Origin of the sequence: Bacteroides sp. HF-162, from assembly GCF_015679285.1 — a bacterium.
GTDB classification, from domain to species: domain Bacteria; phylum Bacteroidota; class Bacteroidia; order Bacteroidales; family Bacteroidaceae; genus Bacteroides; species Bacteroides uniformis.
In genome coordinates, this window is the sequence record NZ_CP064937.1 from 1117714 (window position 1) to 1130848 (window position 13135).

The window sequence follows — 13135 nt, forward strand, 5'->3', positions numbered from 1 at the left end:
TTCATTGTGGCAGTTTATTTGAATTTCTCCGCCACCATCCTATACGTCGGCACCTCAATCCCTTGTGCCTCTGCAGCCGTAATCATGTCGAACAACAAGCCTTGTACTTCGCTCTGATGCCCTTTGGCCATATCTTTCTGCATGGAGGCGGTACTTTCGGGGGCGAGTTTGTCTATTACTTTGAGGTTATACTGCACGATGTCTTCCTTAAATTCTATACCCAACTTCCTGCCCAAAGCTGCACTCTCTTGTGACAGTCCGATAAAGGTGTCGCGCACTTTGCCCGGTTTCTGGACTTCGCCCATAGGTACGTCGTAATAGGCTCCGGTGACGGCCATAGCAGAAATGAAGGACCACTTGACGAATGTGTCCCGGTTGATGTCGTCGGAGATTTCGGCTTTGATGCCGCTTTCCTGCAAATCGCGTTGCACGGCTTCCAATGTTTCACGGGAAACAATCGTGCCGCGGTGTGCTCCGTAGACGAGCCGGAAAATCTTTCCCATCTGCGTGATTTCTCCCCGTCCGGATACGAATCCTACGATGTAGATGCAGCCGTCGAGCACTGTGACGCCGGGGACCAACCGTTGGATACGGGGACCGGTTCCGTAAACATTCAGGATGGGGATTACCACTGTACGCTCGTGTGAGGCACGTTTGATGAGTTCCGTAATGGAGTCTACGGAATAACCTTTGACGCAGACGAAGATAACATCCGCTTTGCCTTGGAATTCTTCTGCGGTAAATGTCGCCACTTTCAGACAATGTTCACCTTTCAAATCGGAGTGCAGTTGCAGACCGTTCCCGCGTATGGCGGCAAGGTGTTCGCCGCGTGCAATGCAAGTGACGTCTTTGCCGGATAATGAAAGAAAGGCGGCGATGCTTCCGCCTACGCCGCCGGTACCTGCTATGAGGTATTTCAGATTACTGTTTGCCATTTGTTGTGTATGGTTTATTGAACGTAGTTTTCCTTTTCCATATAGTAAAGCCCTTCGCCCCGGTCACCGTTCTCCATGTCTTCCAGCTCTACTTTGAAGATACGGTAGGGAAGGTCTTTTCTGGGATGCTTGGGCATGTCTACTGTCAATAGATAGGCGTTGCCATATTCGTTGCTGTCGAAATATTCTTTTATTTCCTGCTTCATCAGCACGGGGACTTTCTCGCCGTCTATCCAGACGGTGACTTTCAGTTGCCCGGGGCGGGGAGCCATCTGGCATTCTTTGGCTTCTTCGTTTTGTTCTTGTTGCTCAATGTCACTCAGGTTTTCACCGTGTACCAATGACTCGGGCTTTGTTTCTTTCATCCATTGGTAGGTACGTGTCAAGCTCATGGGACGGACGTATATCTGATAAGTAGGCATGGCTCCGGGGATGCGGAAAGCACGCAGGCCATAAGCTTCCATACGATGATAACGTATGTCGAGTGTAGTGTCGCGGTCGGCGATGAAATCCCAGGCCCAGAACTCCAGGCGGTGTTCAGTCTCGGGCAGCCCGCTTTTCATGGCAATGTGCGCATAGGAGGGCAGATAAATAGAGGCTGCACTTTGATATTTTCCTTTGGGTATACGGGCCGTGTAATGCCCGTCTTTGTCGGTTATGGCTTCTATGATGTCATTGAACTGCGGGTTTTGCCACCAGACGCTGGCACTGTCTATCGGCTGTCCGTTGTAATCAGTCACCCGTCCGTGAATGGTTACTGAGTCTTGCTGTTGTGCATAAACGGCAGTACAGGACAATAAGAATAAAAGGAAGATAATCTGTTTCATATTGTTATTGTATGGAGTTTATTAGAAAATGGCAATGTACAAAGAAAGTACATTGCCATCTGGAATGAATATCATTACACATTGAACCTGAAGTGCATGATGTCCCCATCCTGCACCACATACTCCTTGCCTTCCACACCCAACTTTCCGGCTTCGCGCACGGCTGCTTCGCTGCCATACTTGATATAATCCTCATACTTGATGACCTCTGCCCGGATAAACCCTTTCTCGAAATCCGTATGGATAACGCCGGCGCATTGCGGTGCTTTCCATCCCTTGCGATAGGTCCATGCCTTTACTTCCATCTCTCCGGCAGTGATGAAGGTTTCGAGGTTCAGCAGGCTGTAGATAGCTTTAATCAAACGGTTGCAACCGCTCTCTTTCAGTCCCAGGTCTTCGAGGAACATCTGTTTTTCCTCGTATGTCTCCAGTTCGGCAATGTCGGCCTCGGTCTGGGCGGAGATGATGATAAGTTCGGCATCCTCGCCCTTGATGGCTTCGCGCACCTGCTCTACGTACTGGTTGCCGCCGGCGGCGCTGACATCATCCACGTTGCAGACATAGAGCACGGGCTTGGTAGTAAGCAGGAACATCTGCTTGGCGCATTGTTCCTCGTCGTCGTTCTGCGGGATGACGGTGCGGGCGCTTTGTCCTTGTTCCAGGGCATCCTTGTAGCGGAGCAGGAGTTCGTACTCTATCTTTGCAGCCTTGTCGCCACCCACCTTGGCTATTTTCTCTACGCGCTTGATGCGGTTTTCCACGGTTTCGAGGTCTTTCAGTTGCAGCTCTGTGTCGATGATTTCCTTGTCGCGTACGGGGTTCACCGAGCCGTCCACGTGGACGATGTTGCCATTGTCGAAGCAGCGCAGCACGTGGATGATGGCGTCGCACTCGCGGATGTTGCCCAGGAACTGGTTGCCGAGTCCTTCACCTTTGCTGGCGCCTTTCACCAGTCCGGCAATGTCGACAATGTCGCACACGGCGGGTACGATACGCCCCGGGTGAACCAGCTCGGCGAGCTTCGTCAGTCGTTCGTCGGGTACGGACACTTGCCCCATTTGGGCGTCGATTGTACAGAACGGGAAGTTTGCCGCTTGTGCCTTTGCGCTGCTCAAGCAGTTGAAAAGAGTGGATTTTCCTACGTTGGGAAGGCCCACGATACCAGCTTTTAATGCCATAGTGTTATCTTGTTTTTTAGTTATTGTTCAGTTAATTGGATGCAAAGATAGTGCAAACCGAAGGCAGAATGAAATGAACGCGTTCATTTTTTATGCTGAGGTGCAGCCTATCTTCACTTTTTTAAGCAAAGATAGTACTTACCGGGGAAAGTGGGTATGTTAATTTGCATTAAAAGCACGAGAGTAAAATGATAAATTGATAGTTTTGTCGCAATTATAAATTTAAGTATCATTCTATAAATCAATGCGATTATGAAAAACAAAGTAAGAAAAATTCTGATGATTTTCTCATGTCTCATCGGTCTGTCTTTTACATTATCTGCACAGAATCCTTATCTGCCGCTTTGGGAATTTATTCCTGATGGTGAGCCCTATGTGTTTGAGGATCCTGACTGTCCCGGCAAGTACCGTCTTTATATTTATGGTTCGCACGATAATCTCAAGTGGATGTATTGCGGACGTGACCAGGTGGTGTGGTCGGCACCCGTAGAGGACCTGACCCGTTGGAGATATGACGGCGTGATATTTAAAGTCAATGAGTCGCCCGAACTGTATAAACTGAATGCTGATGGAACCGACGACGTGCTTTTTGCCCCTGACGTGACAGTAACTACCGATGCCGATGGTAAGAAAACTTACTACCTCTTTCCGAATAATCAAGGTGGTGGGCGCAATTCCATGATTGCCAAAAGCGACCGTCCCGATGGCCCGTTTACGGTATGCAACTGGCATAAGGAGCGTCCTCGCGAGACTTTCGGTTGTTTGGGATTCGACCCCGCAGTGTTTGTCGATGATGATGGACGTGTGTATGGTTATTGGGGATTTGGCATTTCGCATGGCGCGGAGTTGGACCCCACTACTATGTGCACGGTAAAGCCGGGTACCGAAGTGGTGGAGAACATGATTTCAGGCTATCGGCAGGAAGGTATATTCCGCTTCTTTGAGGCATCCTCCATCCGCAAGATTGAGGATAAGTATGTGTTTATCTATAGCCGTACTACCGCTGAGGGTGAAGATGGTCTGCCCAATGCAAGCAACTATACGTTGGCCTATGCCTACAGCGAGCATCCTCTGGGTCCCTGGACCTATGGCGGAACAATCATCGATGCCCGTGCGCGCGAATATGATGAAAAAGGCAATGTGATAGCTTCGGCCATGCCCGGTGGAAATACGCATGGCAGTATCTGCAAGATAGGAGGGCAATGGTACGTGTTCTATCATCGCCAGATAGGTACCGATTGCTATGCACGCCAAGCTATGGTGTCGGCCATTGATGTAAAGGTGGAAAAAGGAAAAGGCGGGAAAGTCGTGATTTCACGCGGAGAGTTCAATTCTGAAGGCTTCCTTCTTGAAGGGCTCAATCCTATGCAGCGCATCTCGGCCGGGCTGGCTTGTTGGCACACCAATCCCGGAGGAATCAAAGAGGTCTATCCCCATTATGTGTATACGGGGTCTTATATCCGGCCTGTGTACCGGGATAATAATCCCTATGCCGGCGATAACAACCACAAAATCCCGTTCGCTCCGGTGGTGAATAACACAAGTGGGTCGATTGTAGGATATAAATACTTGAATATGAATGCCGTTCCGCGAGATAAGTCTTTGCAGATGCAGTTAAGGTTGAAGGCTGAAGATACCGACGGGCGCATCCGCATCATGCTGGGTAGCCCTTGGACAACAAAAGGCGGTGTAGAGATAGGACTTGTGAATGTGAAGGCTGGCAGCACTTGCAGGGAGTTCTATGCTTCGCTCTCTATTCCGGCAAAGCTGCATAAGGGAAAGCAGCCGCTCTTCTTTGTCTTCGAATCAGAGACCGAAGGCCAGTCCATCTGTGAGTTTTATGATTTCCTCATGTTGGCACGCCTATAAGTCTTTATATTTATGGAGGCGGATACTTATCTTGTGAGACCTTCTAAATAGAGCTATTGTATTAGTTCACAGTACTGAACACTTTGTTACACCCCGTCGGAACAGATTGTTTCTCTTGTATGAAACGACTTGTTTCGACGGGATAAAACGATTTGTTCCGTTATAGGAAACACTTTGTTTCCTTATAGAGAACACTCTGTTCCATTATAGGAAACAAATCGTTTCCATAGTCGGAAATGAAATGGGGCATATGCTTCATTGATACCGCTATTACTTTTCCTCCTCGAATATTCGGTTGAAAACTTGCCGCAGCTGTCCTTCGTCTGCGATAATGGCTTGGAGCTTCTTCAGCTGTTCCGCATTCTTGCCCTCGGGAAACCAGAGCTTCAGATAACCGCCGGGTGCATATTTTGCCATGAGATGCTGATGGAACCGCTGGTAGTGCCACTCCTTGTCGGCGGCAGGATTCTGTTTCAATCCGTACTGCACGGTGCGGCGCAGGGTGATGTCCGGATCGATGATACGGTCTGCTTCGGCAACAATCTTGCCGTAGATGCTACGAGGTTCGTGGTCTGTAGAGGCCCGGTGGTCCTCTACGGCTTCTTTCATGAGGAGGATTTCCGTGTCGGAGAACCATTGCCGCAGGGTGGAGTCCGCCATCAGTATCTCGCCGGAGACAAGGTGGTGGGTGGCGCGGTCGCGGCACAGTCCCGTGTCATGGTAGGCGGCAATGACGTATGCCAGGCGTTCGTCCGCTTCGGGATATTGCCGGGCGAGGGCAAGGCTTTCTTCGATGACGGTGCGGACGTGTGAGAGGTTGTGTGCCTTGTCAAACTCCTTGTACCGGGGAATGATTGCTGTCTCGATGTAGGTAATGAGGGTCTTGGGTATCATGTGGCATTCCTTTTTCGGGTAAAGGTACGAATAATAACCGATAGCTGAATAACGAGGAGCAGGGAATGGCTCATAATCAGGTACCGATTACTATCTGTCTGTTTACTTAATGTTCCAAAGACTGCTCGTAGCTTTTCCCGTTGGCGTCAGTCACCACGATTTTTATTTTCTTTGCTTTATCGCTCGGTTTTGTAGAAAAAAAGAAATAAGCATTCTTGTTAGCTTGGCGACCACGTTCCTTCATATCCTTTCCCTCTGTGACAGCTTTGCGCTGCAGGAAGAAATCATAATCAGGATCCATGCCTTTATACTGCTTCATTTCGCCTTTCAACTTCCCGTCTTCGTAGTATTCCACTTTCCAGCGGTTATCCCAATTCCATACCTTGACGCAGAGTTCGTCTTCATGGCCGGGTACTGTACCCACGGGATAGTAACGGAACTGATAGTCACGGTCATGTCCTAATGACTTGAAATAATTTGCAATTCCGTTCTTGCCGGATTCGAATACTTGGTAGCCAATAGGGGTACCGTCTTTGCTATAGATGCCGTCCCATAACCACCACGCGCCTCCGATGGAGGCGATATTGTACTCACGAATGTTGTTTCTGATTTGTGTGTTGCATTGTACATGAGTGTGACCACTGAGAATATCTACCTTATAACCCTCGAAAAGGTCGAGTAACTCGGCTACGCGTCCCAACTTGTAGTTCTCGTTATAGAAGTATGCCGGAGCATGCATGCAAACAAACAGATGAGCCCCTTTGGGGACGTACTGCAGATAGCTCTTCACCCAATTGAGCTGCTGATCATTGAGCCCCACCTCATACTTCTTGTTTCCTTTATAAAGGATATTGTCCAAAACGATATAATAGTCTTTTCCAGCATTGAACGCATAGTAAGTGGGTCCAAAGAAATGCCGATAAAGATGTGCACTGGCATCATCGTCGCTCACCTCCTTGTCGTGGTCGTGGTTGCCGATAACCGGATAGATGGGAATTTGGATCTTTGCTATCTCTTGCTTGATGTGGGGAAACATTTCCAGGTTATCCCATAAGATGTCGCCCAAGAAGATGGCGAAAGCAGGAATATTCTGGCTCATATATTCAAAGCCCACTTGCTTGAGGTCGGGGAAAGCTTCCGTTTCAAGCCGATGGAATGCGTTCTCTCCGCGCGGTTGTGTATCGGCTGCTGCCATCATGGCGTATTTGCCTCCTACTGTTCCCCAGCGATGGAGCTGGAAATCGTGGCTGTTCTCGTTCAGAGTCTTATAGAAGACGGGAGTACCCCCGTTGCAAGGAGCCATATAGCCTGAAGGTGTCACTACATAGATAAAGTGGGCCTTCTCATCAGCATCAATCATATAGCTTCCGTCTTCACTGGTAAGAGCGAATGCGGTGCCATCGGTTACTACAACTTTGGCCAGCCCCTTGCCGTCGGCCATGACTTTGCCTTTAATCTCTTTAGCTTCTGCCCCTATTGCCATAAGCAGCAATGCGGCGTAAAAAATGTTCTTTTTGTTCATTGCTTTTCTCTTTCAATTATTTGTTGTTTGAATTGAGAGCAAAAATAGGTGAGTGAAATTACTTCGTCGTTTCTATGGGGTTACGTTCAAGTTACATATGTCGGGCTCTCATCCGGTGTCATATCAAAATCACAGAAGTGACACAAGTCTGTAATACAGCATCCATTCTTTTGCAGCCGAAATTAAAATCATCATAGAAACTAATGAAAACAAGAATGATTAAATCCTTTGTGTGTGTCTGTGGGCTGCTTGTTTCGTTGAATGTAGTCGCAGCTTCACTGAAACCCGTCAAAGGTAAAGTGGTGGACCGGTTCAATAATCCACTTCCCGGTGCTACAATTCAAGTGACCCATTCTCCCGAGAAAACCATTACCGATGTGGACGGCAACTTCAATTTTGAAACCATCGAAGACGCGGAACTCATCGTATCCTACATCGGCTTCCGTACCCTCAAGCTGAAGACTGCAGGGGAGAACTTCATTCATGTGGTACTGGATGAAGACTCACAATTGCTTAACGACGTGGTAGTGGTAGGTTATAGCACTAACAAGAAGGTTAATCTGTCAGGCTCGGTTTCTTCGCTTAACAGCGAGAAGCTTGCAAGCCGTCGAGTATCAAACGTATCTTCGGCTCTGCAAGGCATGGCTGCAGGTGTAACTGTCACTACACAGAGCGGTGAGCCAGGCGGCAATGGCGGTCATATACGTATACGTGGTATCGGAACCTTCGGTGGTGATAGTGCCGCCCCGTTGGTGTTGGTCGATGGCGTAGAAGGAACCATAGATGAAGTGGATCCTAACATCATCGAGTCAGTGTCCGTCTTGAAAGATGCTGCATCTGCATCCATCTATGGTTCACGTGCTGCCAATGGTGTCATTCTGGTGACTACCAAACGGGGTGGCAGTCAAGACAAGTTCAGCATATCCTATAAAGGATATTTTGGATTCCAAGGCGCAACGATGCTTCCTCAAAAAGTGGATGCATTGGAATATATGCAATTGGAAAATGTGGCAGCAGGTAACGACGGATCCGACCTGCCCTATAGTGATGAATATATAAGGGAATATGTGGCTGGCATGGCTACTGACCCGGACATCTATCCTAATACAGACTGGCAGGACTTGATTCTTACAGAAAACGGATTCAACCATGGGCATACGCTTACTCTGACTTCTTCATCAGAACGTATCAAGACACTTACTTCTATAGGGTATCTGGACCAGACGGGTATAGTGGTCAATTCCTCTTACCGTAAAATCTCTGTACGCAACAATATGGACATCAAGCTTAGCGACCGTCTGGACATGAAGTTTGACATACAAGTAAACAATGCCAATAAAAATAGTTCTCCCTACGAAGGACATGCCTTCAATTATATGAACACCCGAACCCCGAACATTGTCAATCAATTTACTACTGGTCTTTATAATGGGGCAAATGGTCTGATGGGCAATAACCCCGTGCTGTTGTTGCGTGAAGGCGGTATTGTGAAAAACAATGTTATCCGTGCTACCATGGCGATGGCTCTGACCTATAAGATTCTCGATGGATGGAATGTGTCAGTTCAAGCCACTCCACGTTATATCACCAAGAATAACCATAACTATAAGAATTCTGTCACCACGTATGGTGACCCGGAAGGTACTACCAGCTTCAAGAGCGGCGAAACCTACAACTCGCTTACAGAATCGGCCTACCGTTACTTCTACTGGAACACACAGGCACTGACCAACTATGAGAAACAGCTGGATGACCACTACTTCAAAGTAATGGCAGGTATGGAGTGTCAGACCTATACAGAAAAGACTCTTTCTGCCTATCGTCAAGTATTCAACTTCCCTCAATATGACCAAATTGATGCCGGTAACATTGAGAACATGAACAATGGAGGAGGGGAGTACCAATGGGCCATCAACTCCTTCTTTGGCCGCTTGAATTACAACTACAAGGAACGCTACCTTGTGGAGGCCAATATCCGTACCGACGGTTCTTCCAGATTTGCAGAGGGTAACCGATATGGCGTGTTCCCTTCATTCTCTGCAGCATGGCGCATCAGCGAGGAACCCTTTATGGAATCTATACGCGATAGAGTGGATAATCTGAAATTACGTGCCTCTTGGGGCAAACTGGGCAACCAGAATATCGGAAGTTCCTATTATCCCACTACTCAGCAACTCTCTACGGGCTCTATATCTATGGGAGGTAATCTTTACACGACCTCTGCTGTTACCTCGCTCTCCAATAGGGACCTTACATGGGAGACTTCTACCATGACTGACTTAGGCATAGATCTTTCACTGTTCGGCTGTATCAACATCACTGCCGACTGGTATAGGAAGATAACGGATGGTATCCTGATGAAGCTGGACATCCCCAACCACATTGGTATGGGTGCTCCCTTCCAGAATGCCGGCAAGGTAAGAAACCAGGGATGGGAGCTAAGCGTAGGCTACAGCAAGAAGCTGACGAGGGACTTTTCGCTGGATGCCGCCCTTACGCTGAGCGACGTGAAAAACACCATCACCGACATGCGGGGCACAAGCAGCACAAGCGGTGATATTCGTAACCAAGAGGGGTCTTCCATTAACTCCATTTACGGATTGATATGCGACGGTTTCATCAATTCACAAGAAGAAGCGGACGAAATCAATGCCAACTGTCCCCAATTCGGTACAACCGTATATCCCGGTGACCTGAAATACCGGAATGTCAGCGGAGACAACAAAATTACTACAGATGACAAGACGATTATCGGAAGTACAGTTCCACGCTATAGTTATAGCTTTAATTTAGGAGTGGGATACAAAGGAATTCGTCTTTCGGCTTTCTTGCAAGGAGTTGGCAAGGCCGACGGTTATCTCAATTCCTACTATGTGATGCCTTGCTATCAGGGAGGAACCTACCGCAAGGAACACCTTGACTATTGGACGGAGCAGAATCATGATGCATCCACGCCTCGCCTCTCTTATAAGAGCAGTAACAACACCTATACATCATCCTTCTGGATGAAGAGTGCCGCTTACCTGCGTCTGAAGAACCTGCAGCTGGGTTACGACCTGCCCTCCAAATGGATGAAAGCCATCGGACTGAAGTCTGCCTACATTTATGCCAATGCTGAGAATCTCTTGACTTTTACTGACTTTTGGGATGGCTATGACCCCGAAGTCAACTATAACGCATCAGCAACAGATGGGGTATCTCTGGGTGCGGCAAACAATTATCCCCAGACGAAAGCCTTCACTTTTGGCGTTGACATCAAATTCTGATTAGCCGGAATAGGGAAACCGTCTGTATTCAAGAAGACATAAAAAGAAAAAATGATATGAAACGAAACAATATTTATACAGCACTCCTTTCGCTGTCTCTATTAGGTCTCGGTGCTTGTTCACTCGACCTTGAACCACTCACTTCACCGTCTTCTGCCTCTTATCCTTCGAGTATGGAAGAGGCGAATTTCGGTTTGAACGCTGTTTACTCATCTCTGACAGCTTATAGTGCCAGCACCACCACCTGGTGGAAGGTGACAGACAATATTACCGATATTGGTGCTACACGTGTCAACACGGCTATGTATACGGAATTAATCACCTCCGGAGCTTCTGCTGAAAACGCGGTGGCAAACAAGCTTTATAATTGCGTGTATAAGACCGTGGCACGTATCAACCAGCTTCTCGATGCGCTGGATAATCTGCGTGGCACAGCCTCTGATACGGATATAGAGAGTATACGGGCAGAGCTGCTGTGCATACGGGCATTCTGTTATGATCAAGCTTGCCAGCACTATGGAGACTTGCCGTATGTGGTCCACACAGCGGGTATAAATGACAGCCAGACCCCACGTACACCGAGAGAGACCATTGTAGAGAATCTGCTTTCGGATCTTAGCGACGAGTGTTTGGCTAACCTTCCACTCCGCCATAAAGCAGAAAGCTATGGCAGTGCACGCATCGGACGGGTAGCAGCGTATGCGTTACGTGCCCGTATTGCCTTGAATTGGAAAAAGTATGACTTGGCTGCCAGTTCGGCCAAACAAGCCTTGAATTTGGCTAAGGAGGCAGGCTTTGAATTGGAATCCATCAATACACAGTATTGTGGAGAAAGTCATGAGGCAGGAGAGCCAACCGGTCAGACGGCTCTGTTTGGTTATGACGGTGAGGCAAGCAATGAGTGGCTCTGGTCCGTGCAGTATGATGCGGTAATATCCAGTAATAAAACCAAGGAGGCATATTACATGGCTCCACGTACACTGGGAGGATGCGCCTATTTTGGTCCTACACAAACATTTGTTGATATGTTTCAATGCAAGGATGGCAAATCGATTACGGAATCTTCTCTGTATGACTGGCAGAACCCTTGGCAAAACCGGGACCCTCGTCTGGATCTTTTCTGTTTGCGACCTGGTTCACGCATATTCAATCTAGAATTCCAGACTTCCACTACCAGTAAAAAGATTCACGACTATAGCACGGGCAAGGACGTGACAAACATGGAGTCACAGGGAACCAAGGGCGTATACGGTGCCAATGGCACTAAAGGTCCTGCTGGATATCTCTGGAGGAAATATTTGGATATAGCCGAGTTGGAAAGAGCTGCAATCTCCAACCATGAAACCAGTGATCTTAATTGCGGCTTGATGCGTTTAGCAGAGGTTTATCTAATAGAGGCAGAAGCCAATATTGAAATGGCTGATGGCAATCTGGAGTTAGCACGAACGGACATCAATATAATTCGTAATCGTGTAGGAATGCCCGATGTGGTAGTTACTTCGCAGAGCGGACTCCGAAAGGCATTACGTTACGAACGTACTGTTGAACTTTGTAATGAAGGTTTTCGTTGGTTTGATCTCCGTCGTTGGGGTATGGCTTCTACAGTGATGACAGGTAAGATTTATGCTCCCAATCAAAAAGGGCTTATGTCCAATGCCAAGCCTTCATTTGATGACAACTGGCATCCGGCATATTCAGAAGGTAGTTCTTGGGATGGGAAAGCACTGAATCTCCGTGTGTATAACACGATGAAGTATATCAAAGGAAAGGATGAACTTTGGCCGCTTCCCCAAAGTGAGATTGATACAAACAGTGCCATTATAGAAAACAATCCAGGATACTAATCGTGTAAGGTTATTGGTATCTGACGGAAAGGATTTGTTTTTCAAGATATAATAAAAGAGCCGGAATGTGCGAATCATTCCGGCTCTTTTATGAAAGGTTTCGGTTATTGTTGTTAGGAATAAGATTTCTTACTTTAAGAGAGAGTTTGTCAATTACATGTTAGGGTTGTCCATGATTACTGTCATCTCGGGAACCAGTATGTATTCGCCTTTCTTGTTGTTCCATTTGTAGTATGTGGTAGTCATCGTCTTGCCTTGGTATGCATAGCGGATGCACATGTCCTTGCCCCATGTATTCTTGGTGCTGTTCCATTTCAGGGCTTCGCTTTCCGTCATGCGGTTCTGGTCGTCGTACTTATAATTGTACTTCATATAGTTGGCAAGCGTGTTTCCGTCCATCTTGTATACGGTCTCTGCCACCTTCATGCCATTTACTTCTTCCGAATTGTAAATGAGGTTGCTCTTATTGTCGGCTGAGGCATTTAATCCGCAAACTAAGAGAAGTGCTGAAACAATCACTGTTTTTAAAGATACTTTTGCTTTCATGGTTTTATGTCTTTTTTAGTTTAACTTTCTATTTTCTATCAATATGTCATTGATTTCGCTGCAAAGGTACGTATTAAATTGACATAAATATAAATATCGGATTAAATTTTATCAATATGTCAGTAGTGAGGGTTTCGGTATGCTTTCCTTTTGGCAAGATTGGTGAATAAAAAATATCCGGCAGCGAGGTTGCCGGATATTCTGATGAGCAAACTGTATTTGGAAAGGATTGCTTCTGTTGCTTTCTGATTGTA

9 protein-coding genes are annotated in these 13135 nt (G+C 47.3%); 3 read left to right on the forward strand and 6 right to left on the reverse strand.

The window, feature by feature from the left end; translation table 11 throughout:
* Positions 1-14: 14 nt before the first annotated feature.
* The 3 genes from ITJ87_RS04370 to ychF all read right to left on the reverse strand — a co-directional run bounded on the left by ITJ87_RS04370 (position 15) and on the right by ychF (position 2940).
* Positions 15-935 carry a ketopantoate reductase family protein gene (locus ITJ87_RS04370; protein ID WP_117599895.1) on the reverse strand — a complete coding sequence of 307 codons (921 nt, stop codon included), beginning with the start codon at positions 933-935 and terminating at the stop codon, positions 15-17.
* Positions 936-949: 14 nt separating this feature from the next.
* Entirely contained in the window at positions 950-1762 is an 813-nt protein-coding gene (locus ITJ87_RS04375; protein ID WP_117964340.1) for a carboxypeptidase-like regulatory domain-containing protein, read from the reverse strand.
* Between the two features lie 74 nt (positions 1763-1836).
* Complete coding sequence (gene ychF, locus ITJ87_RS04380; RefSeq protein ID WP_057097379.1) at positions 1837-2940, reverse strand: redox-regulated ATPase YchF; 1104 nt, start codon at positions 2938-2940, stop codon at positions 1837-1839.
* Positions 2941-3192: 252 nt separating this feature from the next.
* Between ychF and ITJ87_RS04385 the strand changes: the two genes are divergently transcribed.
* Complete coding sequence (locus ITJ87_RS04385; RefSeq protein WP_117964339.1) at positions 3193-4809, forward strand: family 43 glycosylhydrolase; 1617 nt, start codon at positions 3193-3195, stop codon at positions 4807-4809.
* 270 nt (positions 4810-5079) lie between these two features.
* On the opposite strand, the gene ITJ87_RS04390 is transcribed toward ITJ87_RS04385, so the two are convergent.
* A complete protein-coding gene (locus ITJ87_RS04390) occupies positions 5080-5703 on the reverse strand; it encodes an HD domain-containing protein (RefSeq protein ID WP_117964338.1) in 624 nt (207 codons plus the stop codon).
* 106 nt (positions 5704-5809) lie between these two features.
* Positions 5810-7225, reverse strand: a complete 1416-nt coding sequence (locus tag ITJ87_RS04395; RefSeq protein WP_005833924.1) for a calcineurin-like phosphoesterase family protein — start codon at positions 7223-7225, stop codon at positions 5810-5812.
* A 215-nt stretch (positions 7226-7440) separates the two neighbouring features.
* On the opposite strand from ITJ87_RS04395, the gene ITJ87_RS04400 reads away from it, so the two are divergent.
* Positions 7441-10491, forward strand: coding sequence for a TonB-dependent receptor (locus tag ITJ87_RS04400; protein ID WP_229135101.1), 3051 nt, complete (start codon positions 7441-7443; stop codon positions 10489-10491).
* A 56-nt stretch (positions 10492-10547) separates the two neighbouring features.
* Positions 10548-12335, forward strand: a complete 1788-nt coding sequence (locus ITJ87_RS04405) for a RagB/SusD family nutrient uptake outer membrane protein (RefSeq protein WP_022401916.1) — start codon at positions 10548-10550, stop codon at positions 12333-12335.
* Between the two features lie 153 nt (positions 12336-12488).
* Here ITJ87_RS04405 and ITJ87_RS04410 read toward each other — a convergent pair whose 3' ends face one another.
* Positions 12489-12881: a DUF3836 domain-containing protein gene (locus ITJ87_RS04410; RefSeq protein WP_005826180.1), complete on the reverse strand. Its 393-nt coding sequence runs from the start codon at positions 12879-12881 to the stop codon at positions 12489-12491.
* Between the last annotated feature and the right edge of the window lie 254 nt (positions 12882-13135).